The sequence below is a fragment of the Hylemonella sp. GW821-FHT12C09 genome (assembly GCF_058807395.1).
The window spans coordinates 133,741-160,161 of the sequence record NZ_JBXAQQ010000001.1 but is presented as its reverse complement, the minus strand read 5'-3'; the positions used below and the strand labels follow the sequence as shown (position 1 = coordinate 160,161).

25 protein-coding genes are annotated in these 26,421 nt (G+C 67.0%); 11 read left to right on the top strand and 14 right to left on the bottom strand.

The features are described from left to right. Positions 1 to 15: 15 nt before the first annotated feature. The 4 genes from AC1RRP_RS00810 to AC1RRP_RS00795 form a co-directional block, all read right to left on the bottom strand. Positions 16 to 1,218, bottom strand: coding sequence for a murein transglycosylase domain-containing protein (locus AC1RRP_RS00810; RefSeq protein ID WP_493032300.1), 1,203 nt, complete (start codon positions 1,216 to 1,218; stop codon positions 16 to 18). Between the two features lie 178 nt (positions 1,219 to 1,396). Further along, positions 1,397 to 2,374 carry a Bug family tripartite tricarboxylate transporter substrate binding protein gene (locus AC1RRP_RS00805; protein ID WP_493033412.1) on the bottom strand — a complete coding sequence of 326 codons (978 nt, stop codon included), beginning with the start codon at positions 2,372 to 2,374 and terminating at the stop codon, positions 1,397 to 1,399. Between the two features lie 29 nt (positions 2,375 to 2,403). After that, a complete protein-coding gene (locus AC1RRP_RS00800; RefSeq protein WP_493032298.1) occupies positions 2,404 to 3,402 on the bottom strand; it encodes a hydroxymethylglutaryl-CoA lyase in 999 nt (332 codons plus the stop codon). Further along, positions 3,399 to 4,613, bottom strand: coding sequence for a CaiB/BaiF CoA transferase family protein (locus AC1RRP_RS00795; RefSeq protein ID WP_493032296.1), 1,215 nt, complete (start codon positions 4,611 to 4,613; stop codon positions 3,399 to 3,401). Before AC1RRP_RS00795 ends, AC1RRP_RS00800 begins: the two co-directional genes overlap by 4 nt. Positions 4,614 to 4,733: 120 nt before the next feature. Between AC1RRP_RS00795 and AC1RRP_RS00790 the strand changes: the two genes are divergently transcribed. After that, complete coding sequence (locus AC1RRP_RS00790) at positions 4,734 to 5,630, top strand: LysR family transcriptional regulator (protein ID WP_493032294.1); 897 nt, start codon at positions 4,734 to 4,736, stop codon at positions 5,628 to 5,630. Here the strand turns inward: AC1RRP_RS00790 and miaA are convergent. Continuing rightward, positions 5,627 to 6,673: a tRNA (adenosine(37)-N6)-dimethylallyltransferase MiaA gene (miaA, locus tag AC1RRP_RS00785; protein ID WP_493032292.1), complete on the bottom strand. Its 1,047-nt coding sequence runs from the start codon at positions 6,671 to 6,673 to the stop codon at positions 5,627 to 5,629. The genes AC1RRP_RS00790 and miaA overlap by 4 nt on opposite strands. Beyond that, entirely contained in the window at positions 6,654 to 7,880 is a 1,227-nt protein-coding gene (locus AC1RRP_RS00780; RefSeq protein ID WP_493032290.1) for a multidrug effflux MFS transporter, read from the bottom strand. The genes miaA and AC1RRP_RS00780 overlap by 20 nt, the downstream gene beginning before the upstream one ends. Before the next feature lie 121 nt (positions 7,881 to 8,001). On the opposite strand from AC1RRP_RS00780, the gene AC1RRP_RS00775 reads away from it, so the two are divergent. Next, positions 8,002 to 8,442, top strand: coding sequence for a hypothetical protein (locus AC1RRP_RS00775; RefSeq protein WP_493032288.1), 441 nt, complete (start codon positions 8,002 to 8,004; stop codon positions 8,440 to 8,442). 10 nt (positions 8,443 to 8,452) lie between these two features. On the opposite strand, the gene AC1RRP_RS00770 is transcribed toward AC1RRP_RS00775, so the two are convergent. Then, a complete protein-coding gene (locus AC1RRP_RS00770) occupies positions 8,453 to 9,304 on the bottom strand; it encodes an alpha/beta hydrolase (RefSeq protein ID WP_493032286.1) in 852 nt (283 codons plus the stop codon). Between the two features lie 126 nt (positions 9,305 to 9,430). Between AC1RRP_RS00770 and AC1RRP_RS00765 the strand changes: the two genes are divergently transcribed. Both AC1RRP_RS00765 and AC1RRP_RS00760 read left to right on the top strand, forming a co-directional pair. Beyond that, positions 9,431 to 9,664, top strand: coding sequence for a hypothetical protein (locus tag AC1RRP_RS00765; RefSeq protein WP_493032284.1), 234 nt, complete (start codon positions 9,431 to 9,433; stop codon positions 9,662 to 9,664). Continuing rightward, a complete protein-coding gene (locus AC1RRP_RS00760) occupies positions 9,661 to 10,077 on the top strand; it encodes a type II toxin-antitoxin system VapC family toxin (protein ID WP_493032282.1) in 417 nt (138 codons plus the stop codon). The genes AC1RRP_RS00765 and AC1RRP_RS00760 overlap by 4 nt, the downstream gene beginning before the upstream one ends. A gap of 3 nt (positions 10,078 to 10,080) precedes the next feature. Here the strand turns inward: AC1RRP_RS00760 and mutL are convergent, their stop codons facing one another. From mutL to AC1RRP_RS00725, 7 genes are all read right to left on the bottom strand, one after another. Then, positions 10,081 to 11,961 carry a DNA mismatch repair endonuclease MutL gene (gene mutL, locus AC1RRP_RS00755; RefSeq protein WP_493032280.1) on the bottom strand — a complete coding sequence of 627 codons (1,881 nt, stop codon included), beginning with the start codon at positions 11,959 to 11,961 and terminating at the stop codon, positions 10,081 to 10,083. A gap of 405 nt (positions 11,962 to 12,366) precedes the next feature. After that, positions 12,367 to 13,236, bottom strand: coding sequence for a DNA adenine methylase (locus AC1RRP_RS00750; RefSeq protein WP_493032278.1), 870 nt, complete (start codon positions 13,234 to 13,236; stop codon positions 12,367 to 12,369). 28 nt (positions 13,237 to 13,264) lie between these two features. Further along, on the bottom strand, positions 13,265 to 14,926 hold the full coding sequence (locus tag AC1RRP_RS00745) for an AAA family ATPase (RefSeq protein ID WP_493032276.1): 1,662 nt from the start codon (positions 14,924 to 14,926) through the stop codon (positions 13,265 to 13,267). Between the two features lie 387 nt (positions 14,927 to 15,313). After that, positions 15,314 to 17,782, bottom strand: a complete 2,469-nt coding sequence (locus AC1RRP_RS00740) for a xanthine dehydrogenase family protein molybdopterin-binding subunit (RefSeq protein WP_493032274.1) — start codon at positions 17,780 to 17,782, stop codon at positions 15,314 to 15,316. After that, positions 17,779 to 18,312: a (2Fe-2S)-binding protein gene (locus AC1RRP_RS00735; RefSeq protein ID WP_493032272.1), complete on the bottom strand. Its 534-nt coding sequence runs from the start codon at positions 18,310 to 18,312 to the stop codon at positions 17,779 to 17,781. The genes AC1RRP_RS00740 and AC1RRP_RS00735 overlap by 4 nt, the downstream gene beginning before the upstream one ends. Positions 18,313 to 18,331: 19 nt before the next feature. After that, positions 18,332 to 19,204 (bottom strand): FAD binding domain-containing protein, encoded by an 873-nt coding sequence (locus AC1RRP_RS00730; RefSeq protein ID WP_493032270.1) that lies wholly within the window; start codon positions 19,202 to 19,204, stop codon positions 18,332 to 18,334. A gap of 40 nt (positions 19,205 to 19,244) precedes the next feature. Then, positions 19,245 to 19,880 (bottom strand): SRPBCC family protein, encoded by a 636-nt coding sequence (locus AC1RRP_RS00725; protein WP_493032269.1) that lies wholly within the window; start codon positions 19,878 to 19,880, stop codon positions 19,245 to 19,247. Positions 19,881 to 19,974: 94 nt separating this feature from the next. On the opposite strand from AC1RRP_RS00725, the gene AC1RRP_RS00720 reads away from it, so the two are divergent. The 7 genes from AC1RRP_RS00720 (at position 19,975) to AC1RRP_RS00690 (ending at position 26,415) form a co-directional block, all read left to right on the top strand. Beyond that, complete coding sequence (locus AC1RRP_RS00720) at positions 19,975 to 20,703, top strand: TetR/AcrR family transcriptional regulator (protein WP_493032267.1); 729 nt, start codon at positions 19,975 to 19,977, stop codon at positions 20,701 to 20,703. 24 nt (positions 20,704 to 20,727) lie between these two features. Next, positions 20,728 to 21,195: a VOC family protein gene (locus tag AC1RRP_RS00715; protein WP_493032264.1), complete on the top strand. Its 468-nt coding sequence runs from the start codon at positions 20,728 to 20,730 to the stop codon at positions 21,193 to 21,195. Further along, positions 21,195 to 22,403, top strand: a complete 1,209-nt coding sequence (locus tag AC1RRP_RS00710; protein WP_493032262.1) for an FAD binding domain-containing protein — start codon at positions 21,195 to 21,197, stop codon at positions 22,401 to 22,403. Before AC1RRP_RS00715 ends, AC1RRP_RS00710 begins: the two co-directional genes overlap by 1 nt. Before the next feature lie 70 nt (positions 22,404 to 22,473). Continuing rightward, a complete protein-coding gene (locus tag AC1RRP_RS00705) occupies positions 22,474 to 23,721 on the top strand; it encodes an ABC transporter substrate-binding protein (protein ID WP_493032260.1) in 1,248 nt (415 codons plus the stop codon). Positions 23,722 to 23,794: 73 nt separating this feature from the next. Continuing rightward, positions 23,795 to 24,679 carry a branched-chain amino acid ABC transporter permease gene (locus AC1RRP_RS00700; RefSeq protein ID WP_057675337.1) on the top strand — a complete coding sequence of 295 codons (885 nt, stop codon included), beginning with the start codon at positions 23,795 to 23,797 and terminating at the stop codon, positions 24,677 to 24,679. A 9-nt stretch (positions 24,680 to 24,688) separates the two neighbouring features. Continuing rightward, a complete protein-coding gene (locus AC1RRP_RS00695; RefSeq protein WP_493032258.1) occupies positions 24,689 to 25,672 on the top strand; it encodes a branched-chain amino acid ABC transporter permease in 984 nt (327 codons plus the stop codon). Next, positions 25,669 to 26,415: an ABC transporter ATP-binding protein gene (locus AC1RRP_RS00690; protein ID WP_493032255.1), complete on the top strand. Its 747-nt coding sequence runs from the start codon at positions 25,669 to 25,671 to the stop codon at positions 26,413 to 26,415. The genes AC1RRP_RS00695 and AC1RRP_RS00690 overlap by 4 nt, the downstream gene beginning before the upstream one ends. The last annotated feature ends 6 nt before the right edge of the window (positions 26,416 to 26,421 follow it).

Sequence of the window (26,421 nt, the reverse complement as noted above, 5' to 3'; positions counted from 1 at the left end):
CCTCCGCCCCGGGGCTTACATCATGGCGTAACGTTTCTTGGCCTGCACCGCGTTGGCGATGTAACCACGGGTCTCGTCATAGGGCAGCTTGCTGCGCAGGGCGTTGTAGACCTCGTCGGGGCGCATCGCGTTGACGGCGTCCAGCGCCTCGTCCTGGCGGGCCCGCCCGTTCTTGCCGCTGAACGCCCGGTACACATTGCTGGGCCCGGTGTTGTAGGCGGCGATGGCGCAGTATTCACGCGACACCGGGTCGCGGATCTCGCGCAGCGGGCTATCAAAAAGCAGCACGCCCAGATAGGCCGTGCCGAACTCGATGTTGTTCTCAGGGGTGAACAGGAATTCCTTGGTCGGGATCACGTCCTCGCCACGGGATTTGCGATAGGCTTCGCGCCCGCCGCTGGTGGGCACGAGCTGCATCAGGCCGTAGGCCGGAGCGCTGGACACCGCGTAGGGGTTGAAGGCGCTCTCGATCCGGATGATGGCGTAGATCAGGCTGCGGCTGACCCGGGTCTTGTCCGAGTTCTGGCGCACCAGGCTGGCGTACTGCAGCGCGCGCTTGTCGATGGCGGCGTTGACCATGGTCATCTGCACGTAGAACACGGTCTTCGGCGCGCCGTTCACGTCGATGCTGCGCTGCTGCAGGCGGTTCTCGACCAGGTAGCTCGCGTAACGCTCCACCTCCTCACGGGTCTTGATGACAGTGTTGTTCTGGTCCACCACCAGGTCCTGCAGATAAGGCTGGCCGCTGAGCGTGATCTCCTTGTCCGAGAACAGGTCCACGGCGCCGGGGTCACCCGGCGTGAGCAGGGCCACCACGGTGGCGCGGCGCAGCTTGTCCTTGACCCCTTCCTCATCCAGGTGTTCGATCAGGATGGTGCCGGCGTCATAGTCCACCACGACCCGGTTCTTGTAGTTCTCCGTGTACTTCACGTAGCGCGTGCGGCTGGGCAGCGTGCCTGATTCGCGCTGGCCCCACTTCTCGCCGCTTTCCTTCTGCAGGTTGCCCATGAGCTTGTCGTACTCGTTCTTGATACGGCGCAGGTCGGCCAGCGCAAGCTGGGGGTTGTAGGTGTAGGCGTTGACGCGGCTCTGGGCCATGTTGCGCAGGGCCGCTTCCGGGCTCCTGGCCGTGGCGAGGTTCACCACCTGCTGCGTGCTGCAGGCCGACAGGGTCAGGGCGCCGGCAGCGCCCAGCAGCATGCGTCTGTTCATGTCCATGGTCTGTTCCCTTGAAGGGCCCGGGTGCGGCGGTCCCGGGGCATAGGGCCATGGTAGCGAATTCTGCGGGCCGCGCAGGCTGCCGGTCCACGCGGGTGTGGCGCCGGCAGGTAACAAAAGGAAAAAGGGGGCCGGTCAGAAAACCGGGGCCCCCTGGTTGCCGGACGCGGGCAAGGTTTCAGTCGGCCTCGATCTTCGAGGCTTTCACCACCTGCGCCCAGCGCGCCAGTTCGGCCTGGGTGAACTGGCCCAGTTGCTGCGGGTTCATGTAGTCGGCCTCGGCGCCCAGGTCCAGCGCCTTCTGCCTGAAGGCCGGCGTGGCCATGATCTTCGCGATCTCGGTCGTGAGCTTGTCCACCACGGGCTTGGGCGTCTTGGCGGGTGCGAAGACGGCGAACCAGGAGGTGGCGTCCAGCTTGGGCAGGCCGGCTTCGGCCGTGGTGGGCACCTCAGGCAGGCTGGGCAGGCGCGTCTTGCCGGTCACGGCCAGCGCGCGCAGCTTGCCGCTCTGGATGTGGGGCACGAAGGGCGGGGGGGTGCCGAAGGTCAGGTCCACCTGGCCACCCAGCAGGTCTTGCAGCGCGGGGCCGGTGCCCTTGTAGGGGACGTGGACCATCTGGATGCCAGCCTGCTGCTCCAGCATGGCGCCCGTGACGTGCTGCAGCGAGCCGTTGCCCGAAGAAGCGTAGTTGAGCTTGCCCGGGTTGGCCTTGGCGTAGGCGACCAGCTCGGCCAGTGTCTTCACCGGCAGGCTGGCGCGCACCACCACGACCTGCGGCGCCGACAGCACATTGGCCACGGGCTGGAAGTCGCCGGCATCCCACGGCAGCGGGGTCTTGCTCACCGCGGGTGTGATGACGTGGTAACCCGAGTACTGCATCAGCAGCGTGTGGCCGTCGGCGTCGGCGCGCTTGACGATCATGGCGCCGATGGAGCCGTTGGCGCCACCCTTGTTGTCCACGATCACCGACTGCCCCAGCGCGGTCCCCAGGGGCTGCGCCAGTATGCGGCCGGCAAAGTCCGTGGTGCCGCCGGTGGCGGTGGGGACCACCAGGGTGATCGGGCGGTTCGGGTAGCTGCCCTGGGCCAGGGCGCTGAAGGCCGCGGCAGCGGCCAGGGTGGCGAGCGCGAGGCGCAGGCGGTTACGCGGGTTCATCATCGAAAGTCTCCTGGTGTTGTGGGTTGTCAGGGGGAGGGAACGGTAGCGCGCGCCAGGGCGCGGCTGCGGAGGGTTTCGAAATCGGCCGGCACCGGGTGCAGGTCCAGGCGGCGGCCGGCCTTGGTGATCTGGCTGGGGGTGTCGTGGCCGATCAGGCCCCGCAGGCGGCGCGAGGCGGCGATCAGGCCTTCCAGGTCCACGCCGGTGTCGTAGTCCATGAGCTCCAGCGCATGCACCACTTCCTCGGTGCAGACATTGCCGGTGGCGCCCGGCGCATAGGGGCAGCCGCCGATGCCACCGAGCGAGGCGTCGAAGCGGTCGGCCCCGGCGTCGATGCCGGCCAGCACATTGGCCAGGCCCATGCCGCGCGTGTTGTGAAAGTGCAGGGTGAGTTCGGTGTCCGGCCAGCGCTGGCGCGCCGCCTGCGTGAGCAGCGCGACCTGGCCCGGGTAGGCCATGCCCGTGGTGTCGCACAGCGTGAGGCCGTGCACACCCAGGTCGACGAAGCGCTGGGCCCAGGCCAGTACCGTGGACTCCGACACATCGCCTTCCATCGGGCAACCGAAGGCGCAGGACAGCGAGATGTTCACGGACACCTGCTGCGCCCGCGCCAGCTGGACCACCTGCGCCAGGGCGGCGAAGGACTGCTCGCGTGTCATGCGCAGGTTGGCCAGGTTGTGGGTTTCGCTGGCCGACATCACCAGGTTGAACTCATCGGCGCGCGCCTCGATGGCGCGTTCGGCGCCGCGCAGATTGGGCACCAGCGCGCTGTAGACCACACCAGGGCGGCGCTCGATCTCGCGCAGCACGACCTCGGCGTCGCGCAGCGCGGGGATGGCCGCGGGCGAGGTGAAGGAGGTGACCTCGATCTTGGACAGGCCGGTGGCCGAGAGCGCGTTGACCAGGGCGATCTTGTCTTCGGTGGGCACGAAGGTGCACTCGGCCTGCAGGCCGTCGCGCGTGCCGACTTCCTGCAGGTGGATGCGCCGGCCCTTGCCCTGCCAGACGGAATTCAGAGTGTTCATGCGACGATGCCTTTCTGGCGCAGGGCGCGGATGTTGTCCGGGGACAGGCCCATCTGCTGCAACACGCTGTCGGTGTCGTCGCCCAGGTGGGGCGCACTGCTGCGGACGGTGCCGGGTGTGCCCGAAAGCTTGGGCACGATGCCCGGCACGGCGATGTCGTCGCCGTCGCGCGTGTGCTGCATGAGGATCATGTCGCGCGCGCGGTAGTGCGGGTCTTCATGGATGTCCTTGGCGGTGTAGACGCGGCCGGCCGGCACGCGCGCCGCGCCCAGCGTATCCAGCACCTCGACGATGCTGCGCGTCTGCGTCCAGGCGCCGATGGCCGCGTCGATCTCGGCCACGCGCTTGACGCGCCCCGCGTTGTCGGCCAGGTCCGGGGCCTTGCCCAGGTCGGGGCGTCCGATGCTGTCCATCAGGCGCTTGAAGATGCTGTCGCCGTTGCCGGCCACCAGCACGTAGCCGTCGCGGCAGGGGTAGGCGTTGGAAGGTGCGATGCCTGGCAGCGCGCTGCCTGCGGCTTCGCGCACCGCGCCGAAGGCGCTGTACTCGGGGATCAGGCTTTCCATCACGTTGAAAACGGCTTCGTGCAGGGCCACGTCGATCACCTGGCCGGCGCCGCCGTTGACCTTGCGGTGGTACAGGGCCATGAGCACGCCGATGGTGCCGTGCAGCGCGGCCAGCGTGTCGCCGATGGACACGCCCACACGCACCGGCACGCGGCCCGGCTCGGCGGTGAGGTGGCGCAGGCCGCCCATGGCCTCGCCGATCACGCCGAAGCCCGGCATGTCGCGATAGGGGCCGGTCTGGCCGTAGCCGCTGATGCGCAGCATCACCAGGCCGGGGTTGATCTTCTTCAGGTCGTCCCAGCCCATGCCCCAGCCCTCCAGCGTGCCGGGGCGGAAGTTCTCGATCAGCACGTCGGCCTCGGCGATCAGCTGGCGCGCGAGGTCCTGTCCCTGCGGGTCACGCAGGTCCAGCGCAATGGAGCGCTTGTTGCGCGACTGCACCTGCCACCAGACCGAGGTGCCGCTCTTGATCATGCGCCAGTTGCGCAGCGGGTCGCCCGCGCCCGGGGCTTCGATCTTGATCACATCGGCACCGAACTCGCCCAGGGTCTTGCCTGCAAACGGTCCGGCGATCAGCTGGCCCATCTCGATGACGCGCACGCCCTGCAGGGCGGCCGGCGTGAGTGCGGGTGGGGTGGTGGTCATGGTGTCTCCTTCTCGAACCGAGATGATGGGGAAAGCGGCCCCTAGGGTAAATCAGTCTTTTGCCATGCTGCCATCGCAAACGGAGATGGCAAACCGCCGGGCATGCTCTAATCGGGCCCCATGAAGCTCGACCCGGTCTCCCTGCGCCTGTTCGTCGCCGTGATGGAAGAGGGCACCATCGCCGAGGCCGCCACGCGCGAGCACATCGCCGCCTCGGCCGTGAGCAAGCGCCTGAGCGAGCTGGAGCAGACGCTGCAGACCGAACTTTTCGTGCGCAGCAACAAAGGCACCGAGCCCACCGCCGCGGCCTACGCGCTGCTCAACCTGGCGCGTGGAGTGCTCAACGACCTGGACGGCATCCTGGCCCAGATGAGCGAATACGCCAGCGGCGTGCGCGGCCAGGTACGGGTCTACGCCAACATCTCGGCCATCACGCAGTTCCTGCCGGCCGAGCTCAAGTCCTTCATGGAGCGTTACCCGCAGGTGCAGATCCACCTGCAGGAGCGCATCAGCTCGGTGATCGCCAAGGCGGTGGCCGACAACGCCGCCGACATCGGCATCCTCAACGACGGGAGCTACGGCGAGCGGTTCAGCCTGCTGCCCTACCACGACGACGAGCTGGTGGTGATCGCGCCGGCCGGCCACGCGCTCACGCGGCGCAAGTCGGTGAAGCTGGCGCAGGTGCTGGACCACGACGTGGTAGGGGCCCATCCGGGCAGTGCCATGAACAATCTGCTGACCCAGGCCGCGGCCGGGCTGGGCCGCCCGCTGCGCTTGCGCATCCAGGTCAGCAGCTACGACGCCCTGTGCCTGATGGTGGCCGCGGGGCTGGGCATCGGCGTGATGCCGCGCAAGAGTGCCCAGCTGTTCCTGCCCTCGCTCAAGATCCGCTGCGTGTCGCTGGACGAGCCCTGGGCGGCGCGCAGGCTGGTGCTGTGCGTGCGCGACCTGGCGGCGCTGTCGCCGGCGGCGCGGCTGCTGGTGCAGCACCTGGCCGCGCCAGCAGAAAAGTCCTAAGCCTCCTGGTGCCAGGCCAGGGCGATCTGCAGCACCTGTTGCAGCGCGTCGGGCGCGTCGCAGGCCACCACGCGGCGTTGCGGCATGGAACGCAGCCAGGTGATCTGGCGCTTGGCCAGCTGGCGCGTGGCATAGATGCCGCGCTCGCGCAGTTCGCCCATCGGGAAGACGCCGTCCAGAGCCTCCCAGGCCTGGCGGTAGCCCACGCAGCGCATCGACGGCAGCTCGGGGTGCAGGTCGCCGCGCGCGCGCAGGCGCTGCACCTCGTCCAGCAGCCCACCGGCCAGCATGGCGTCGAAGCGCTGTGCAATGCGTTCGTGCAGCCAGGCGCGATCGGCAGGCTCCAGAGAGATCAGCGTGGTGGCCTGCATGGCGGCCGAGGGCTGGGCGTCGTCCCGGCGCGTGTGGAAGGACGACAGGGGAAGTCCGGAGACGCGGTACACCTCCAGCGCGCGCTGGATGCGCTGTGCGTCGGCCGGGGCCAGGCGCGCAGCGGTCACCGGGTCCACGCGCATCAGCTCGGCGTGCAGCGCGGGCCAGCCCTGTGCTTTCGCTTCGGCCTCGATCTGTGCGCGCACCTGCGCGTCGGCGCGGGGCATGTCGTCGATGCCGTCAAACAGCGCCTTGAAATAGAGCATGGTGCCGCCCACCAGCAGCGGAAACCGGCCGCGTGCGTGGATGGCCTGCAGGAGTCCGGTGGCGTCGTGCACGAACTCGGCCGCGCTGTAGGCCTGCAGCGGGTCGCGGATGTCGATCAGGTGGTGCGGCACCGCGGCCAGTTCGGCGGCGCTGGGCTTGGCCGTGCCGATGTCCATGCCGCGGTAGACCAGGGCCGAATCGACACTGATGATCTCCACCGGCAACTTCGCCGCAATGGCCAGCGCGGCCGCCGTCTTGCCGCTGGCCGTCGGCCCGGCAATCGCGAGAATGGCCCCCACGCTTGCCACTTCGTGTGCTGCGCTGCCCCCCGAGGGGGCCTTCGCGCCTTGGGGCGGCCCGGCGGCGCTCAACGCGGCAGTGGGTTCAGTGTTCGGACTTGCCATGCTTTTGCACCAAGGTCCAGGCCGCCAGGGCGATCATCACGCTCCAGAACCACACGCCGTACATCAGGGGGCGCACCGTGCCGTCCATGGCCGTGCCCAGCCAGTGGCCGACGATGAAGGAGGTCACCGCCATCAGGAAGCCGTTGAGCGCCGAGGCCGCGCCCGCGGCGTAGGGGAAGGGGCCGACGGCGCCGCTCTGGCTGCAGGGCTGGTGCACGCCGTGCGCCAGCATGAAGAGGTAGAAGGGCAGCATGATGGCCCAGCCATTGTGCAGGCCGGCCAGCGCGAAGATGCCCATCAGCGTACCGCCCGCGAGCGTGAAACCCGCCGCCAGCGCCACCGAACGCCGCACACCCAGGCGCGGCAGCAGGCGCCGGCAGGCCAGCGTGCCCAGGATGTAGGTGAGGGACACCGAACTCATGATGAAGCCGTAAGCCGGCCGCGACAGGCCTAGCACGTCGATGAAGACGAAGGACGAAGAGGCCAGCACCGTGAACAGCCCGCCATAGGAGGCGGCCGACAGCGCCGAATAGGCCCAGAAGGTCGGGTGGCGCAGGATGCCGCGCCAGGTCTGCAGCAGCGTGGCCGGCTCCAGGGCCTGCGGGTTCTTCTGCTTCACGGTCTCTTCGAAGCGCCAGGCCACCAGGGCCAGCGTGGCCGCGCCGAACACCGAGAGCGCGAGCAAGGCAATGCGCCAGCCGGCCCAGCCCGAGAGCACGCCGCCCAGCGGCCCGCTGAGGCAGGCGATCACGCCCAGGCCGGTCAGGCCCTTGGACATCATGCGTGCGCCCTCCACGGGCTTGTACAGGTCGCGCACGATGGCGCGCGCGCACATCACGCCTGCGCCCATGGCCACGCCCTGCAGCACGCGCGCCACGATCAGCAGTTCCATGGTGGGTGCCAGCGTGCTGACGACCGAGGCCAGCACATAGGCCCCCAGGCCCCAGAGCAGGATGGGCCGGCGGCCAAAGCGGTCCGACAGCGGGCCCCAGACCAGCTGCGAGATGCCGAAGGCCAGCAGCAGGGCGGTGAGCGTGAGCTGCGCCTGCGGCAGCGTGGCACCGAAGCCCGCGGTCAGCGCGGGCAGGGCGGGCAGGTAGAGATCGGTGGTGATCGGCTGCAGCCCCAGCAGGAGGGACAGAATGAGCACGATCAGGGCGGGGGACATGGCGGGCGCGGGAGTGGCCGCAGGCAGGGCGACAGACATCGGTCTGAGATTAGCAGATCGGGGGGCTCCCACGTTTGGGGGATAGGCAAGGTCAGGTGCGGTGGCTAGGATGTAGCGATGTTCGTCGGTCTCTCACGGCAGCCTTTCTGGCTGGCACCCCATGTCGTCTCCGCATCAGACATCTGACGCCCCACGCAAGGCACGCAGTGTCGTGTTCTTCGTGGCCGTCCTGGTACTCCTGGGGCTGATGGCGGCCCTCTGGCTTTTCCGGGGTTTCCGTCAACCCAGCCATCCGCCCGAAACTTTCGATGCCCGGGTATGGCGGTCGGCCGCGCCGGTGTACGGCGCCTCCAATGATCCTGGCTGCGTTCGAGGCGGCATGGCGCAGGACCTCATCGAGCGCCAGCTGCTGGTAGGCAAATCGCCTGCCCAGGTGCTGGAACTGCTGGGGGACCCGGTGCGTCGCGGCACCGCTGCCTGGGCCTATGAGCTGGGACAGTGTTCGGGTTGGGGCTGGAGTGACAGTGAGCTGCTGCTGGAGTTCGATGCCGGCAGCACCCAGGTGCTGCGCGCCGTTTTCCAGCACCTGGATCCGGACTAGCTGGCGCTGCTCAGCGCAGCCCGAACAGCTCGTTGATCGCCACCCGGTACTGCGACTGCCCCACCGAGTTGGTGTTGTGGTGCGAACCGCCTTCCACCAGCACAAAGGCCTTGCGGCCGGTGGCGGCGTCAAAGAGCTTGCGGCCCAGCTCGGGCGGGATCAGGGTGTCGTTGGCGCCGTGCACCACCAGCAGCGGCGAGCCGATGTCGGGCACGCGCTTCACGGCCTCGAAGCGCTGGGTGATCAGCGGGCCCACGGGCAGCCAGCCCCATTTGAAGCTGCTGACCACATCGGGGATGGAGGTGAAGGTGCCTTCAACCAGGGTGCCCACCTCGTCTTCCACCTGCGCCGCCAGCTCGATGGCAATGGCCCCGCCCAGGGAGTGGCCGAAGATGTAGCGCGGCCGGCCGGGGTACTGCCGGCCCAGCCAGTCCCAGGCGGCGCGTGCGTCCTCGTAGGCCATGGTCTCCGAGGGCAGCTCGGGCGAGCTCTTGCCGAACCCCCGGTAGTCCACCGCCAGCACCGAGAAGCCCAGCTCCTGCATGCGCCGCGCACGGAAGGCCGAGCCCACCACGTTGAAGCGCGCGCCGTGCAGATAGAGCATGACCGGTGCGTCGGGCTTGCGGGCCAGGTCCGGGTGTGCCAGCCACAGGCCGTGCAGTTTCACCGCCTGCCCGGTCTCGCGCGAGGTGAAGGCGACCCACACATCCGTCATGCCCTGGGCCGCCTCGTCGCCGCGCCACCAGCTGCGGTCCGAGGGCTGGAAGATCCAGCCGCGCTGCTTCTCGTCGAGGGTGGCGCAGCCCGTGACCAGGGCAAAGGCGGTGAGCAGGGCCAGGAGCAGGAGGAACCAGCGTTTCATGGGGTCATAGGATGCCTTGCGGACCGGAAAAGTTCATGCCGTCCCGAAATACCCCCAGATGCTGCTTGTGCGGTCTGGCGAGGGTTGCCATAATATTGTTGAAATTTTCAACAAACAGGGGTCGCCATGTCCACCGTCAACTTCAGTGTCCCGGACGACGTCAAGGAGGCATTTAATGCCGCTTTCGATGGGCAGAACAAGAGCGCCATCATCGCGGACCTGATGCGCGAGGCCGTGGAGCGTGCGCAGCGCCGGCAGCGCAGCATGGCCGCCTACAAACGCATTGCCCGCCGCCGCCTGCAGGCGCCCAGCGTCTCGCAGAGCCAGTTGCGGGCCGCACGTGAAGAAGGCCGGCCGTGACCGTGGTTCTCGATGCCAGCGTGGCCCTGAAGTGGTTTCTGGCCGACGCGGCCGGTGAGGATGATGTCGACCTGGCCCTCGGCCTGCTGGGACAGGTGGCCAGCGGGGAAGTAAGGCTGCTGCAGCCGCCGCATTTCGTGGCTGAAGTAGCGGCCGTGCTGGCGCGGCTCAAACCACAGCAGGCGCTGGACGACGTACTGGACCTGCTCGACCTCGAGTTCGAGACGGCCGGCGACCCTGGCATCTACGCCCGCGCGCTGGAATTGGCGATCAGGTATCAGCACCATGTCTTCGATGCCCTGTACCACGCAGTGGCCCTGGAGACACCGGGCGCGGAATTCATCACGGCCGATGGCCGTTATTTCGAGAAAGCCAGGAGCGAGGGGCGCATGCGCCTGCTGGCGACGGTCTGAGCTTCAGCGCCCGCGCAGGAACAGGGCGTCCAGGTCCTTGAGCGTCACCTGCCGCCAGGTCGGGCGGCCGTGGTTGCACTGGTCGGAGCGCTCGGTCTGCTCCATGTCGCGCAGCAGGGCGTTCATCTCTTCCAGTGTGAGTTTGCGGTTGGCACGCACGGCGCCGTGGCAGGCCATGGTGCCCAGCAGCTCGTTGCGGGCGCGCTCAATCACCGTGCTGGCCTCGTGCTGGCCCAGCTCGGCCAGCACGCTGCGCGCCAGCTCCACCGCATCGCCCTGCGCTAGGGTGGACGGCACGGCGCGCACAGCCAGCGTCCTGGGCGAGAAGGAGGTGATCTCCAGGCCCAGGGTCTGCAGCGTGGCGGCGTGCGCCTCGGCCGTGGCCACTTCCTGCGGCGTGGCGGCGAAGGTGGCGGGGATCAGCAGGGGCTGGCTGCTGATGGCCTGCACGTCGAGCTGGTTCTTCAGGCGCTCGTAGACGATGCGCTCGTGGGCGGCGTGCATGTCCACCACCACCAGGCCCTGGGTATTCTCGGCCAGGATGTAGACGCCCTGCAATTGCGCCAGGGCGCGGCCCAGCGGCCAGGTGTTGCCGCTTTCTTCAGCGGGCTGCGGCCGCGGCTCCTCGAGTGCCGCCGAGCCGGGCTCGCGCACCGCCCAGGCCGGCGCCGCGGGTGTTGCCGCGGACGCGGGCTGCCACAGCGCGGCCAGGTCGTGCACCTCATGGCCGCGCGCCGAGGTGTCGCTTGCTCCGAAATTGATAGCGGGCTGGGCCCAGGGCGCCGGCGCGATGGGCCGCGCAATGTCGGCCAGGTGGGCCGGCACAGCCGAACCCCCGTTGACAGCCGCCTGCGCGCGCGGCGCGGCCAGGGCGTTTTCCACGGCGTGGCGCACGGCCTGGTGCACTTCGCGACCGTCGCGGAAGCGCACCTCGATCTTGGTGGGGTGCACGTTGACGTCCACCCGCGCCGGGTCGATCTCCACATAAAGCGCATAGACCGGCTGGCGGTGGCCGTGCAGCACGTCCTCGTAGGCGCTGCGCGCGGCGTGCGTGAGCACCTTGTCGCGCACGTAACGGCCGTTGACGTAGCAGAACTGGTGGTCGGCGCGCGACCGTGCGGCGTCCGGGATGCCGGCGCGGCCCCAGACCCGCACGCCGGGCAGGTTGAGGCTGGTGCCGTAGTCCACCACGACAGATTCGGTGATGAAGTCCTCGCCCAGCACGTCGGCCAGGCGCTGCTTGAGGGCGTCTTCGCCGCTGCAGACGCGCCACTGCTCCACCAGCTTGCCCTCGTGCCAGATGGCAAAACCCACGTCGGGCCGGGCCAGGGCGTGGCGGCGCACGGATTCGATGCAGTGCGCCAGTTCGGTGGCGTCGGTCTTGAGGAACTTGCGGCGTGCCGGCGTGCTGAAAAACAGCTCCTTCACCTCCACCGTGGTGCCGGCGCTGCGCGCCACGGGGCGGATCTCGCCGGTGCGGCCGTCCAGCAGAAAGGCGCTGGACTGCTCGGCCACGCGCGAGAGAATGGCGCAGTCGGCGATGGAATTGATGGCGGCCAGCGCCTCGCCCCGAAAACCCATGGTGCCCACCGACTCCAGGTCGTGCAGGCTGCCGATCTTGCTGGTGGCGTGGCGTTTCAGGGCGATGGGCAGCTCGTCGCACGGAATGCCGAAACCGTTGTCTTCCACCGCGATCAGGCGCACGCCGCCGGCCAGCAGGCGCACCGTGATCTGGGTGGCGCCCGCGTCCAGCGCGTTGTCCACCAGCTCGCGCACCACCGAGGCCGGGCGCTCCACCACCTCGCCCGCGGCAATCTGGCTGATCAGCTCATCCGGCAGTTCACGGATGGGGCGGCGGGGGGCGGAGGCGAGGGGGGCGTTCACCGGGGCATTTTAGGCTGGGTGGAGTGCCCTGTTGCGGGCAGGAGCTAGCGCTGAGAATTCCTGGGTAGATAGGCTTCAGGCTGAACGGAGTCACACAAAGGCGGGTCGCGAAGGTCCGCAGTGATCGTTACCGGCCCTTCGACGAACGGCGCCTCATACGACCGCTGCGTATCCCAGACCGGGTACTTAACCGGCATCGGCCGCTGTTTGATCGCAAGCGATCCGTCTGACGTGCGATGAGCTGGCAATGCCGGCCATGAACATCAATGATGGAAACGACGGCGTATCTTGCAATGCTTGTTGAATCGACATTTCGGCCTGACCAGATCGTTGGCGATTGTGCATGCCTTACCGAAGATCGTCTGGTTAACCCGTGGCCCCATCCTGCCGTTAAGTGGATGACCGTCAGGCCGCAATCTTTTCCATCGCATCCAGCGGTGCCTGAAGGCGCCTACTGAAAAACATGACTTCTGAGCCCGTGTAGCGACGCTGGGCAGTGTAGTGGAGGCCGTACGCATAGGGTGTGGCGTATGCGTACATCTCTCTGATCTCTTCTGCGTTGTCGTACGACACGATCCACGGTCGCTTGAAACGCTGGCTACCCAGAAGCTTTGCAATCTGCACGTGGTCGTCGTGTTTGTAAAAGTTGCGGTACAGGCCAGCGCCTTTGACGTAGTACGGTGGGTCCAGGTAGATGAGTGACTTGGCTGGTAAAAACTGGTGACAACGCCGAAGTAGCTCATGTGCATCTTCTTCATACACGTGGATGCCCGCGGCGTGCTGGCCAATTCGCTCCAGGCGCGTACAAAGCTCGTCACGCATGAATCGCGCATCGATTTTGTAGCTGCCCGCTTGGGCTTTGCCACCAATAACGCCACCTTTGAGGATGCCTGAGCGGTTGGTCCGGTTCATGAACAGCGTGGCAAAACCGCGATCCAGCTCCGTTCCGGTCTCCTGCCCCAGCATCACCCCACGCCAGTGGTGCCACGCATCCATGGTGATGGGTTCGGTGGCGACCATCGCCACCAATTCGGCTGTTTTCTGCGTGGCGACGCGCCAGAACCCCGCTATGGCGGGGTCAGCATCATTGATGTGAATGTGTCCAACGACGTTATCGATCAGCAGTGACAGGGCAACACCTGCCCCTCCTGCATACGGCTCAAGATAGTGTCCGCCGGCAAGGTCGTTGGTCGTGATTACCTCGGCAATCAACGCGGCAAAGCGAGCTTTGCCGCCGGGGTAACGTAGAGGGGTGTACAGCTTGTTGGAGTACATGGATAGATCGGTAGGCGAATAGCTTACCTCATGCCTTGTTTTTCAGCCGGTCAGCGGTACGGGCAACCGCGGTCTCAAAGGCGACTTCAAATTTGGCCACCTCGGTTTTGTAAACCACAGCCCATTGCCCAATCACGCCCCAATTCTTCAGCTTGGCCCAGTGTTTCTTCCACCAAGCTTTGGTTTTTGTTCGCTCGGTACTGTTGCCATCACCGTCTTGAAAAAAGCTGACGTGGACCTTGTCACTGGTCGGGTTTGGCGTGTTGAGATCCAACAGCGCCTCGCGCAGAGGACCGTCTGGGGTATTGGAAATGTCGCGCAGGAATTGCTTGACGGTATTCTCCAATGACCGTGCAACACCGGTTGTGCCAGGCACGTTTGGCAACTTGACAGTGTTGCCTCTAGCTGCCGCAGCTTGGGGTACGGTGGTGTCGGCGTCCACGACCAAAACCCTGTCCAGGAATAGTGGGTCTTTTTCTGGAAGCTTGACCAGATGAGATCCACCAATGCCCAGCGCAATCAAGTTGATGCGAACGCCATACTTCTTGGACAAGGCGGTTTTCTTCGCTGTTGGGATCAAGCCGGAACAGAACTGCGCGGCCTCGTCGTCCTCGAAGTAAACAGCCAGGGTTGGCTTTACCTTTTTAGTTGGCTTCTTTGCGTCCGACGTCATGGCCATGTCGCTTAGCACGGCCCGAAGTGATTGATCGTCAGCCAGTCTGGGGTACTTGGTGTCAAGCAGGTAGATTACCTTGTCGGGTGCATTGGCGTTCCCGTCGCCGTCTGGGTGAACGGCTTCAATGAGACGAGGCGAGTGCGTGGTGGCAATGATTTGCAGGTCAAGTTGCTTGGCATAAGTTTTCAGTGCCTTGGCGAGCCGTTCAATGGCGTGCGGATGGAAGCCTACATCCATTTCGTCAATGACCAGCAAGCCCCCTGGATACTCTTCGCCCATATCGCGCTTCAACTGGTTGAATGACGCCAGCGCTGTCGCCATGCTGCCCAGGCTATCCTGACCCATGGACACGGCGAGCGCATCATGCTGGGTGTAGCCGGGTTGAGCGGTCTTTTTCTTTGAGCCTTTGATGGTTTGGTGGGTCACGTCCGTGTTCAGTTCGGTGCCATGAATCACTGAACTGACGAAATCCACCATCAGTGCGCTGTCGGCCAGGTGCATGTCCAGCTTGTTGCTGGCGACTTCCTTCTCGTCTGCCTCGCCTGCCGAGGCAAGCCGCCGCATCCCAAGGTATATGGTCGGCAGCGGAATCTTGGCATCCTGTCCAACCGTGTCGTCTTCGGCCTTATCAAGCGTCCGTGGCACAACCCGAGCGCGTTTCCAGACCGAACGGTGGGTCATTGAGCAACGTTTTTTGACCTCAGCGCCATTGACGCAGGCTGTGACAACAGGAGCGGAAGCCAAGTCTTTCTGGGCGTCAGCCACTTCAGCCAACGCCAAGTAAACGATGCGCTCTATGTTTGCATAGAAGGGCTCACCAAAGTAGCTTTTTGGGCTACCACGGCCAGTCATTCCAAAGGTGTTGGCGACCAAGCCCAAGATGGTGGATTTGCCGATACCGTTGTGCCCTGCGATGAGGGTAAGACGGTCGGCGAACTCAATGTTGATGTTGCCCAGCTTGCGAAATGGAGGATTCCCAAACGTCAGCGATTTGACCTGAACTTTGGCTGCCATTGGACCTCCTGAATATTGTTCATCTGCACGGTGATGCGCTCCCAGTGCCGGGACCTATGTGCATCTTATCCAAAGTGCTGCGCCGTCTGCGTTTTGGAGTAGAGAGAGGTCGCTGCAAAGCGTCGCTCGGATAGGGGCGTTCGATTGCGCAATTACTCGACTCGCCGAGGCCGGGCAACACAGCCTTGCATTGCTGTGCCTACTACAGCTGACGTTAGGGCCGTCGACTGTTGCTGGACCCAACGACTGCTTGGTAGTAAGGTAGGGTGAATCCGCCCTTGCGGCAACCACCGGCAGCACCCGCTGCACAGCAGCCGGTCAAGCCCACAGACGTGGGTGCACTGGCTCTAAACCGACACCAGCCCCGCCCTCTGTTCCCGACCTCGTTCAGATATGCCCCAGCGCCCGCAGCACCTTCTCCGGCGTCACCGGCTGTGACCAGACCTCGGCCTTGAGCGGGCGCAGCGCATCGTTGATCGCATTCACCACCGCGCCCGGCGCGCCGGCCGTGCCGGCCTCGCCCGCACCCTTGGCGCCCAGCAGCGAGCTGCGCGTGGGTGTTTCCACGTGCGCGACCACGATGTCGGGCATCTCGCCGGCCATGGGGACCAGGTAGTCGGCCATGCTGCCGTTGGTTATGAGGCCTTCGTCGTCGTACAGGCATTCCTCGAACAGCGCACCGCCGATGCCCTGCACGATGGCGCCGCGGATCTGTTCGTCCACCAGCTTGGGGTTGATGACGCGGCCGCAGTCTTCCACGGCCCAGTGCCTGAGCAGCTTCACAAAGCCGGTCTCGGTGTCCACCTCCACGTAGGAGGCTTGCACGCCATTGGTGAAGATGAAGGGGTAGTCGCGCTGCGCGTAGTGGCGCGTGACCATCAGCTCCGAGGTGAAGCCGGCCGGCAGCGTGTCCGGGCGGTAGTAGGCCACGCGGCCCAGTTCCTTCAAGTCCAGCAGGGTTTCGCCGCTCACGGCATCCTTCACCACGCCTTCGCTGACGGTCATGCCTGTGGCGTCACGTTGCAGGATGGTCTCGGCCACCTTGAGGATGTTGCTGCGCAGGGCCAGGCCGGCCTGCAGCACGGCCTCGCCGCCGATGCCGGCGCCGCGCGAAGCCCAGGTGCCGCCGCCATAGGGCACGGTCTCGGTGTCGCCGGTGACCAGGCGCACCGCGCTCATGGGCACGCCCACGGCGTCGGCCGCGATCTGCGCGTAGATGGCCTCGGTGCCCTGGCCCTGTTCGCCCACGCTCACCATCACGGCCACGCCGCCGGTGGGCTCCAGGCGGATGGTAGCGCCGTCTTGCGAAGAGATGCGCGCGCCGCCCACACCGTAGAAGGCGGCGCTGGGGTTGGTGAGTTCGATCAGGGTGGCAAAGCCGATGCCGCGGTAGATGCCCTTGGCGCGCAGCGCGGCCTGCTCGGCGCGCAGCGCGGGGTAGTCCATCAGCGCTTCGATCTTGCGCAAACACGCTTCATGCGACAGCACTTCGAGTTTGATGCCCGAGGCGCCGGTGGCCGGGTAGGCGTGGTCGGGGATGACGTTGCGCTGGCGGAAGGCCAGCGGGTCCATGCCCAGCTTGGCGGCGGCCAGGTCCACCAGGCCTTCGGTCACGGCGCAGGCAATCGGGTGGCCCACACCGCGGTACTGGCAGGTGGGGGTCTTGTTGAGGAACACCACGCTGAGCTTGGCGCGGTAGGCCTTGTGCTTGTAGGGGCCGCCGGTGAGGTTGACGACCTGGTTGCCCTCGATGCCGCTGGTGCGCGGGAACATGGAAAAGGGGCCGATGCCGGTGACGTCGTCGATCTCGAAGGCCAGGATGTCGCCGGCCTTGTTGGCGGCGATGCGGCCCTTGATGCGGTGCTCCCGTGCATGGATGTCGCTGGTGAAGGACTCCAGCCGGTCGGCCACGAACTTCACCGGCCGCTTGAGCAGGATGGCCACGGCCACGGTGGCGAAGTCGTCCGGGTAGGCGTGCACCTTGATGCCAAACGACCCGCCCACGTCCTTGCAGATCACCCGCACCGCCGATTCGGCCAGGCCGAACTGGCGCGAGTACAGGTCCTGCATCATGTGCGGGGCCTGCTGCGAGTGGTAGACCGTGAGCTGCCCGGCGGCCGGGTTGTAGTCGGCGATCTGGCAGCGCGGCTCCAGGGTGACGCCGGTGTGGCGGCCGAAGTCGAAGGTGGCCTCGGCCACCACGTCGGCCTGGGCAAAGGCCTCGTCCACGCCGCCCGTGTCCAGGCTGCGCGCGAAGCACAGGTTGTCACCGAGTTCGGGGTGAATGATGGGCGTCTCGGGTGCCAGCGCGGTGTTCATGTCCAGTGCGGCGGGCAGGGCTTCCCATTCCACCTGCACGTACTGCAGCGCGTCCTCGGCCTCGGCGCGGGTCTTGGCCACCACGGCCACCACGGGCTCGCCCTGCCAGCAGGCGCGGTCCATGGCCATGGGGTACTGCGGCGCGGACTTGATGCCGGCCAGGTGGGTGAGGGTGGCCACCCAGGGCTTGCAGATGGTCGCCAGGTCCGGGCCATCGTACACGGCCAGCACGCCGGGCATCATGCGCGCGTAGTCGCGCTCGATGCGCAGGATCTTCATGTGCGCCACCGGCGAGCGCCAGAACACCACATGGGCCATGCGCGGCAGTTCCAGGTCGTCGACGTACTGGCCACGGCCTTCGGTCAGGCGTTCGATATTGGGGCGCGGGATGGCCTGGCCGATGTGGCGCGCATCCTTGAGCGGGCCGGTGAGCGGCTCGGCCACCGGGGTGTGCGGTGCTTCGGCGCGGGTTTCGGCGCGCGAGGCCTGCGCGTCTTCCAGCGATTTTTTCAGGGCGCGTGATTCGGGGGCGTTCATGCGGCTCCTCCTTGGGGGCGGGCGGCGCGGCGGGCGGCCAGCACTTCACAGATGGCGTCGACGATGGCCTGGTAGCCGGTGCAGCGGCAGTAGTTGCCGCTCATCCATTCGCGCACGTCCTCGCGGCTGGCGCCGGGCTTGTGCTCCAGCAGTTCACTGGCGGCCATCAGCATGCCCGAGGTGCAGAAACCGCACTGCAGGGCGTTGTGGCGGATGAAGGCCTGCTGCAGGTCGCGGATGCTGCCGCGCTCGCTCAGGCCTTCGATGGTTTCCACGCGCCGGCCGTCGGCCTGCACGGCCAGCACCAGGCAGCCGCGCACCACGGTGTCGTCCAGCCGCACGGTGCAGGCGCCGCACACACCATGCTCGCAGCCCAGGTGCGAGCCCTTGAGGCCCAGGCTGTCGCGCAGGAAATCCACCAGATGGGTGCGCGGCTGCACCGCGTGCTGGCCGCAGTGGCCGTTGACCGTGATGGTGACCGGGCGGGCGCCGGTGTCGAGTTCGTCGGGTGCTTCGTGCATCGTGCTCATGGCATGTCCTCGTCGGCGTTCAGGCCTGCAGCGCGGGCTGCTGTGTCAGGGTGTGCAGGGCGCGCTTGAGCATCACCCCCACCAGATGTTGTTTGGCGGCGGGGCTGTGGGTCAGGTCGCCCTCGATCTGCAGCTCGGCGCGCAGGGTCTGCAGCGCCTGCGCCAGCACGGCCTGGCTGAGTCGCTGGCCTTCGAGCACCTGCTCGGTGGCCTTCGAGCGCTGCGGCATGCTGCCGGTGCCCAGCCAGGCCAGGCGCACCTTGCCGAGCACGCCGTTCTGCAGCTGTGCGCCGGCGGCCAGGCCGACCACGGCGTAGTCGCCATGGCGGCGCGAGAGTTCGTCGAAGACGTAGTGCTGGCCGGGGGCAGCCAGCGGCAGCTCGCAGGCCACGATCATCTCGTTGGGCTGCAGCGTGGTGGTGTACAGGCCGGTGTAGAAATCCTTGGCGGCGATGCGGCGTTCGCCCGCCACGCTGCGCGCGACGACCACGCCGTCGAGTGCCAGCAGGCAGGCCGGCCATTCGGCGGCCGGGTCGCCGTAGGCGATGGAGCCGCAGAAAGTGCCCAGGTTGCGGATGGCGCGGTGCGCGATGTGCGGCGCGGCCAGGGCCAGCAGCGGCGCGTGGCGCGCGACCTCGGCCGAGGCTTCGATCTCGCTGTGCGTGACCATGGCGCCGATGCGCAGCGCGTTGCCGCTGAGCTGCAGGCCGCGCAATTCGGCCACGCCCTGCAGGTCGATCAGCAGGGCGGGTTCGGACAGGCGCATGTTCAGCGTGGCCAGCAGGGTCTGGCCACCGGCCAGCAGGCGGGCTTCGTCGCGGTGGCGGTCCAGCAGGGCCAGCACCTCGGCGAGCTGCCGGGGGCGGGCGTAGGAAAAGGCGGGGGCTTTCATGGGCGGGGTCCTCGCGGCAGATGGGGTGCGTGCGTCTTGCTCAGCGCAGCCAGTGCGCGCCCATCCACACACCCAGGGCGGTGGAGGCCACGCCGGCAGCAAACCAGAGCAGGCGCGGTTTTTCTTTCTCGAACCAGCCCGTGGGTGCGGCAGGCACGACCGCTGCAGCCGGTGTGGCGAGCGCGGGCAGGCCGGCGCCGGGAGCGGGCAGGGCCAGCGGCAGGGCCGGCACGGGGGCGGCGCTGAGCTGGGCCTTGAAGGCTTCGAAGAAACGCTCGGACAGCTGGCGCGCCGAAGCGTCGATCAGGCGCCCGCCGATCTGGCCCAGTTTGCCGGCCACGGAGGCCTGCGCGGTGTAGTCCAGGCGCGTGCCTTCGGCCACGGCGGCCAGCGTGATCACGGAACTGCCCTTGGCGAAACCGGCGCTGCCGCCCGAGCCTTCGAAGTTGAGCGTGTAGCCCTGCAGCGGGCGCACATCGGTGAGGCGCACCTTGCCGATGAAATTGGCGCGTACGGGGCCGAGCTTGAGCTGCACGCGCGCGTGCATCTCCTCGGGCGAGATCTGGCGCACTTCCTCGCAACCGGGGATGCACAGGCGCAGCACCTCGGGGTTGTTCAGGGCCTGCCAGACCTGGTCCGGCGTGGAAGGGATGGTCACGCTGCCTTGTAATTCCATGGGGCTGTCCTGTGTCGTCTGGGTGGCTTGGGGTTTGTCCTGATTCAGGCTTATTGACCAAGCGTTAAATTAACCCGGACTATCAAGCAAGCCCGTGGCCACATCCATCCGTAAAAACCCTGTCAAGCCGGTCGCCGATGCGGCCGCGCCGCGGCGCCGGCTGTCGCCGGCCGAGCGCGAGCGGCTCATCGTGGAAGGGGCGGTGCGTTTCTTCTCCGAGCACGGGCTCGACGGCCAGCTGCGCGACCTGGCGCGCGAACTCGACATCACCCACACCTTGCTCTACCACTACTTCCCTACCAAGCAGGCCCTGATCGAGCGTGTCTACGCCGACCTGTTCGCCGCGCGCTGGGAAAGCGAGTGGGAGGAGCTGCTGGACGACAAGGCACTGGACGTGGAGACCAAGCTCACGCGCTTCTATACCAAGTACGCCAAGCGCATCCTGGAGCGCGACTGGGTGCGTGTGTTCGTCTTCTCGGGCCTGAGCGACCGCTACATCACCGACCGCTATTTCGCCCTGCTGGGTGAGAAGCTGTTCCCGCGCCTGGTGCGCGAGAGCCGGCGCTACCTGGGCCTGCCCAACCGCGCCAAGCCCACCCCGCGCGAGATGGAGCTGCTCATGGGCCTGCACGGCAGCATCTTCTATATGGGCATGCGCCGCTGGGTCTATGGCCTGGAAAAGCCGGGCAGCAAGTCCGATCCGTTTGACGAGGTGTTCGTGCACGACCGCGTGCTGGGCTACCTGCAGACCTTGCCCGAAGTCTTTGGCCAGGGCAGCCAAGCCCGCGCCCGAAGCCGGGCCCCCGTGCTCGCACTGGCCTAGACGCCCCAAGAAGGAGAAACCGAGATGGCACTGGCACTGAATCATTTTTCGATCCGCACCACCGACATGGACGCGACGCGGGTGTTCTACGAGACGGTGCTGGGGCTGACCGTGGGCCCGCGCCCGCCGTTTCCCTTCCCCGGCATCTGGCTCTACAGCGGCGACACCGGCAGCTGGGCCAACGCGATGGTGCACGTGATCGGCATCGACAAGAACGACCCCGAGGGTCTCAAGCGTTACCTGGGCGACCGCGATGTCTCCGCCCTGCACGGCAGCGGGGCGGTGGACCATATTGCGCTGTTTGCCCAGGGCCTGGGGGGCATGCTGGCGCATTTGAAGAAGCTCGGCATCGCGTGCCGCGAGCGTACCGTGCCGCAGATCGGCCTGCACCAGCTCTTCCTGGACGACCCCAGCGGCGTGGTGATCGAGCTCAACTACCCGGCGCAGGAAAAGGCCGAGCTGGACGCCCAGCAGGCGAAGGCTGCTGCCTGATGGCACGCATCCTCGTGGCCGGTGGTTCGCTGGGTGGCCTGCTGACGGCCAACCTGCTGCATCGCGCCGGCCACGACGTGGTCCTGCTGGAGAAGGCGAGCGGTTCGCTCGATGGCCGCGGGGCCGGCATCGTGACGCACCGCCCGCTGGTGACGGCGCTGGCGCGCTGCGGCATCACCTCGGACGCGCCGCTGGGCGTGGCGATCGATCGCCGTGTCATCCTGGACCGCGAGGGCCACACGGCGGACCAGGCCCACATCCCGCAGGTGCTGACCTCCTGGAGCCGCCTGTACGCCATCCTGCTGGCGGTGTTTCCGGCCGAACGCTATGTGCAGGGCGCGGCCGTGAGCCAGGTCCGCCAGAGCGGCGACGGCGTCAGTGTGCAATGCGAGGACGGCCGCCGCTTCGAGGCCGAACTGCTGGTGGCCTCCGACGGCATCCGCTCGGCGGTGCGCAGCGCGCTGGCGCCGGAGGTGAAGATCCAGTACGCCGGCTACGTGGCCTGGCGCGGCGTGTGTGATGAGTCCGTGCTGTCGCGGCGCACGCTGGAGACGGTGTTCGAGACCTTCGGTTTCGGCCTGCCGCCTGACGAGCAGATCATCGGCTACCCGGTGGCCGGTGCCGGCAACTCGGTGGCGCGCGGCCAGCGCCGCTACAACTTTGTCTGGTACCGCCCGGCAGCGGACAACGGCGCGCTCCAGGCCCTGATGACCGACGCCGACGGCCAGCACCACCCGCTGGGCCTGCCGCCGCACAAGGTGGACTGGCGCAACGTGGCCGCCGTGCGGCAGGCAGCGCGCGAGAAGCTGGCGCCGCAATTCGCCGAGATCCTGGAGAAGACGGCGCAGCCCTTCCTGCAGCCGATCTACGACCTGAGCAGCGAGCGCATCGCCTTCGACCGCATCGCGCTCATGGGCGACGCGGCCTTCGTCGCGCGCCCGCACGTGGGCATGGGTGTGACCAAGGCGGCCGAGGACGCCATGGCCATGGCCGACAGCCTTGCCGCGCACGGCGCCACCCCGCAGGCGCTGCAGGCTTTCGAGCAGCTGCGCCGGCCGGCCGGCCAGGCGGCGGTGCAACGCGCCCGGCGGCTGGGTGCCTACATGCAGTCGCACACCCAGCCGGGTGCCACCGCCGATTCGATCGAACGCGACGCGCGCGAGGTGATGATGGAAACCGCCATCGACCTCTCGCCCGTCCCCGCATGACAACGCGAACCTGGTCCGAACCAGGCACCTTGTGACCTTTCACCCACCTGAAAACAACCGGAGACAAAACATGACTGAGAAGCTAGCCCCCAGGAATCCAGGTCGTCGTTCCCTCATCGTCGGAGGCGCAGCTGTCGCCGTGGCTCCGGCCTGGATGGGTGTGGCGCGTGCGCAATCCACGCCGATCAAGATCGGTTTCCCGGTGCCCCTGACCGGTGCCTTCTCTGCCGAGGCCCAGGACCAGGTGCGCGCGGCCGAGATCGCCATCAAGGACTTCAACGACGCCGGCGGCTACAAGGGCCGCAAGGCCGAGCTGCTGGTGCGCGACGACAAGCTCAACCCGGGCGAGGCCGCCACCCGCACGCTGGAGCTGATCGAGAAGGACAAGGTGGACTTCGTGGTGGGTTCGCTGTCGGCGGCCACCCAGCTCTCCATCAACGCGGTCTGCCGTGACCGCAAGGTGCTGTTCAATTCCATCAGCCAGTCCGATGCCATCAACGAGGCCAAGGACTGGAGCCTGTACACCTTCCACGAGGCGCTCAACCCGCACCTCACCGCGGGTGCCGTGGCGCGCTACGCCTTTCCGAAGTTCGGCAAGAAGGTGGTCTACCTGACGGCCGACTACGCCTACGGCCACGAGATGGTGCGCGGCTTCCAGCGCGCCGGGCAGTCCCTGGGCGTGCAGACGCTGGCCGACATCCGCCACCCGATCGGCGCGGCCGACTACTCGGCCTTCCTGCCGCGCATCCAGGCGCTCAAGCCCGACATCCTGGTGCTGTGCAACTTCGGCCGCGACCTGGTGAACTCCGCCAAGCAGGCCACCGACTTCGGCATCAAGGCCAACACCAAGATCATCGCCCCGGTGCTGCTGTACACGGCGCGCCAGGCCGGCGGCCCCGACGCCTTCGAGGGCGTGCTGGGTGGCACCTCCTACTACTGGGGCATGGAAGACAAGATCCCGGCGGCCAAGGCCTTCAACGACAAGTTCCGCAAGGCCAACGGCGGTGCGGTGCCGTCGGACTACGGTGCGCTGGGTTACGCCGGCGTGCGCAGCGTGCTGCAGGCCGTGCTCAACGCCAACTCGACCGAGTCCATGAAGGTCAGCATCGCCCTGCGCCAGCTGCGCTACAACTGGTACAAGGGCGAGCAGTTCTACCGCAAGTGCGACCACCAGTCGGTGCAGTCGGTGGTGATCGTCGAGTCGAAGTCCAGGAACATGAAGGACAAGTACGACGTCTTCAATGTGCTGGCCATCGAGAACGCCGACGAGAAGAACCTGCGCAGCTGCGACGAGCTGGGCCACAAGGTCTCGACCTGATCCACGGCGCTGCGTCTGCGTCCCGCGGTGCCTGTGCGCCGCGGGATTTTTCTGATCCCACCGAAGAATCCGAATGCTTGATATCTCGCCGCAACTGTTTGCCCTGCAGTTGATGACCGGCATCGCGCTGGGCGCCATCTACGCCCTGCTGGCGATCGGCCTGTCGCTGATCTTCGGCATGCTGACCGTGGTGAATTTCGCCCACGGCGCCTTCTTCATGGTGGGCGCCTTCCTCGGCGTCTACTTCCTCGGCATCACCGGCAACTTCTGGTTCAGCCTGCTGCTGGTCCCGCTGGCCACCGGCGCCATCGGCCTGGTGTGCGAGCGCTTCCTGGTGCGCCCGCTCTATGGCCGCGGCATCGATTACCCGCTGCTGCTGACCTTCGGCCTGTCCTACGTGCTGATCGACGTGATGCGCTTCGCCTTCGGCATCGAGGGCCTGCCCAGTTCCACGCCGGCTGCGCTGCGCGGCTCGGTGTCCCTGGGCTTCGGGCATTTCCCGCTCTATCGCCTGTTCCTGATCGGCGCCACGGCGGCCATCGTGCTGGCGCTGTGGCTCTTCATCGAGAAGACCCGCTATGGCCTGATCATCCGCGCCGGCTCGCGCGACCCGGAGATCGTGCGCGTGCTGGGCATCGACATCTCGCGCGTCTGGCTGCTGGTGTTCGGCATCGGCACGGCCATCGCCGGCCTGTCGGGACTGCTGGCGGCGCCCACGCGCGCCGTCAACCCCGAGATGGGCATCCCCATCCTGGCCGAGTCCTTTGTGGTCACGGTGGTGGGCGGCATGGGCTCGCTGCCCGGCGCGGTGGTGGCCGGCCTGCTGGTGGGCATCGTGTTTGCGATGACCTCGCTGGTGGCGCCCGAGTACGCCGAACTTTCCATCTTCGTCCTGATGGCCGTGGTCCTGCTGATCCGGCCGCAGGGCTTTTTCGGCAAGGCCGGACTGATGAGCTGACCGAGCACCATGAACAAGACCCTGATCTCTTTCCTCACGCTGGCGCGGCAGCACCGGGTGGCCTCGGCCCTGCTGTTCCTGCTGGTGTTTCCCTTCCTGATGCCCTATGACGCGCTGTCGGTCAACATCCTGATCTTCGGCCTCTACGCCGTGGGCTTCAACCTGCTGTTCGGCTACACCGGCATGCTGTCCTTCGGCCATGCGGCCTTCCTGGGCGTCGGCTCCTACCTGGCCGGCATCGCGGTGGTGCATGCCGGCTGGCCCTGGTGGGCGGCCATCCTGGCGGGCGTGGCCTCTTCGGCCCTGGTCGGGCTGCTGATCGGCTTCCTGGCCATCCGCACACGCGGCATCTACTTTTCCATGGTCACGCTGGCCCTGGGCCAGATCGTCTACTACGCCTTCTACAAGGCCGACCACTGGACCGGCGGCGAGAACGGCCTGCGCGGCGTCAAGGTGGAGTTCATCGAGCTGCCGGGCCTGTCCATCAACTTCATCGATCCGCTCAACAAGTATTATGTGATCTACGTCTTTGTGGCGCTGGCGCTGTGGTTCCTCTCGCGCGTGCTGAGCTCGCCCTTCGGCGCCGTGATCGAGGCCATCCGCGAGAACGAGAAGCGCGCCGCCGCCTGCGGCTACGACGTGGCGCGCGCCAAGCTGCTGGTCTTTGTGCTGTCGGCCGGCATCTGCGGCCTGGCCGGCACGCTGCGCGCGCTGCACCTGTCCATCGTGCCGATCGACTCGCTGCACTACCTGCAGTCGGGCCAGGCCGTGATGATGTGCCTGCTCGGCGGCATGGGCACCTTCTTCGGTCCCTTCGTCGGTGCGGCGGTCTTCCTCTACCTGGAGGATGTGATCACCAACCTCACGCGCTACTGGATGGGGGTGGTGGGCCTGGTCTTCATGGTCTTCGTGCTGTTCTTCCCCAAGGGCCTGTGGGGCACGCTGCTGCACCAGCTGGAGCGCTGGCAGCGCCGCCAAGGAGGTGCCGCATGAGCAATGTGCCCATCCTGGAAGTGCGCCACGCCTCGCGCTTTTACGGCAAGTTCAAGGCGCTCAGCGATGTGAGCGTGTCCTTCCGCACCGGTGAACTCACGGCCATCATCGGGCCCAACGGCGCGGGGAAAAGCACCTTCTTCAACGTGATCAGCGGCGGCGTGCCGCCCAGCGCAGGGCAGGTGCTGTTCCAGGGGCAGGACATCACGGGCATTGCCCCGCACGAGTTTGCCCGCCTGGGGATTGCCAAGAGCTTCCAGATCACCAACGTCTTCAAGCACCTGAGCGCGCACGAGAACGTGCGGGTGGCGCTGCAGATGCAGACCACGCGCTTCCAGCTGCTGCGCCCGCGCAGCCACTACCGCGAACTGATCGAGCGGGCCGATGCCCTGCTGGCGCGCGTGGGCCTGCAGGCCAGCCGCGACAAGCTCGCCGGCGACCTGGCCCATGGCCAGCAGCGCTCGCTGGAAGTGGCCATGGCCCTGGCCTGCGAGCCCAAGCTGCTGCTGATGGATGAGCCCACCGCCGGCATGTCGCCCGAGGAGACGCTGGTGATGATGGACCTGATCCGCCGGCTGGCGCAGGAACGCACCGTGATCCTGGTGGAGCACAAGATGAAGATGGTGATGGGCCTGTGCAATCGCCTCATCGTGCTGCACCACGGCGAGCTGCTGGTGGACGGCACGCCCGAGGAGATCCGCAACAACGCCGAGGTCAAGCGCGTGTACCTGGGACAAGGTTAAGGAAGA

Bases quoted from the DNA above. Each gene is read 5' to 3' on its own strand.
- AC1RRP_RS00810 (WP_493032300.1), bottom strand. From the start codon at position 1,218: ATGGACATGAACAGACGCATGCTGCTGGGCGCTGCCGGCGCCCTGACC.
- AC1RRP_RS00805 (WP_493033412.1), bottom strand. From the start codon at position 2,374: ATGAACCCGCGTAACCGCCTGCGCCTCGCGCTCGCCACCCTGGCCGCT.
- AC1RRP_RS00800 (WP_493032298.1), bottom strand. From the start codon at position 3,402: ATGAACACTCTGAATTCCGTCTGGCAGGGCAAGGGCCGGCGCATCCAC.
- AC1RRP_RS00795 (WP_493032296.1), bottom strand. From the start codon at position 4,613: ATGACCACCACCCCACCCGCACTCACGCCGGCCGCCCTGCAGGGCGTG.
- AC1RRP_RS00790 (WP_493032294.1), top strand. From the start codon at position 4,734: ATGAAGCTCGACCCGGTCTCCCTGCGCCTGTTCGTCGCCGTGATGGAA.
- miaA (WP_493032292.1), bottom strand. From the start codon at position 6,673: ATGGCAAGTCCGAACACTGAACCCACTGCCGCGTTGAGCGCCGCCGGG.
- AC1RRP_RS00780 (WP_493032290.1), bottom strand. From the start codon at position 7,880: ATGTCTGTCGCCCTGCCTGCGGCCACTCCCGCGCCCGCCATGTCCCCC.
- AC1RRP_RS00775 (WP_493032288.1), top strand. From the start codon at position 8,002: ATGTCGTCTCCGCATCAGACATCTGACGCCCCACGCAAGGCACGCAGT.
- AC1RRP_RS00770 (WP_493032286.1), bottom strand. From the start codon at position 9,304: ATGAAACGCTGGTTCCTCCTGCTCCTGGCCCTGCTCACCGCCTTTGCC.
- AC1RRP_RS00765 (WP_493032284.1), top strand. From the start codon at position 9,431: ATGTCCACCGTCAACTTCAGTGTCCCGGACGACGTCAAGGAGGCATTT.
- AC1RRP_RS00750 (WP_493032278.1), bottom strand. From the start codon at position 13,236: ATGTACTCCAACAAGCTGTACACCCCTCTACGTTACCCCGGCGGCAAA.
- AC1RRP_RS00745 (WP_493032276.1), bottom strand. From the start codon at position 14,926: ATGGCAGCCAAAGTTCAGGTCAAATCGCTGACGTTTGGGAATCCTCCA.
- AC1RRP_RS00740 (WP_493032274.1), bottom strand. From the start codon at position 17,782: ATGAACGCCCCCGAATCACGCGCCCTGAAAAAATCGCTGGAAGACGCG.
- AC1RRP_RS00735 (WP_493032272.1), bottom strand. From the start codon at position 18,312: ATGAGCACGATGCACGAAGCACCCGACGAACTCGACACCGGCGCCCGC.
- AC1RRP_RS00730 (WP_493032270.1), bottom strand. From the start codon at position 19,204: ATGAAAGCCCCCGCCTTTTCCTACGCCCGCCCCCGGCAGCTCGCCGAG.
- AC1RRP_RS00725 (WP_493032269.1), bottom strand. From the start codon at position 19,880: ATGGAATTACAAGGCAGCGTGACCATCCCTTCCACGCCGGACCAGGTC.
- AC1RRP_RS00715 (WP_493032264.1), top strand. From the start codon at position 20,728: ATGGCACTGGCACTGAATCATTTTTCGATCCGCACCACCGACATGGAC.
- AC1RRP_RS00710 (WP_493032262.1), top strand. From the start codon at position 21,195: ATGGCACGCATCCTCGTGGCCGGTGGTTCGCTGGGTGGCCTGCTGACG.
- AC1RRP_RS00705 (WP_493032260.1), top strand. From the start codon at position 22,474: ATGACTGAGAAGCTAGCCCCCAGGAATCCAGGTCGTCGTTCCCTCATC.
- AC1RRP_RS00700 (WP_057675337.1), top strand. From the start codon at position 23,795: ATGCTTGATATCTCGCCGCAACTGTTTGCCCTGCAGTTGATGACCGGC.
- AC1RRP_RS00695 (WP_493032258.1), top strand. From the start codon at position 24,689: ATGAACAAGACCCTGATCTCTTTCCTCACGCTGGCGCGGCAGCACCGG.
- AC1RRP_RS00690 (WP_493032255.1), top strand. From the start codon at position 25,669: ATGAGCAATGTGCCCATCCTGGAAGTGCGCCACGCCTCGCGCTTTTAC.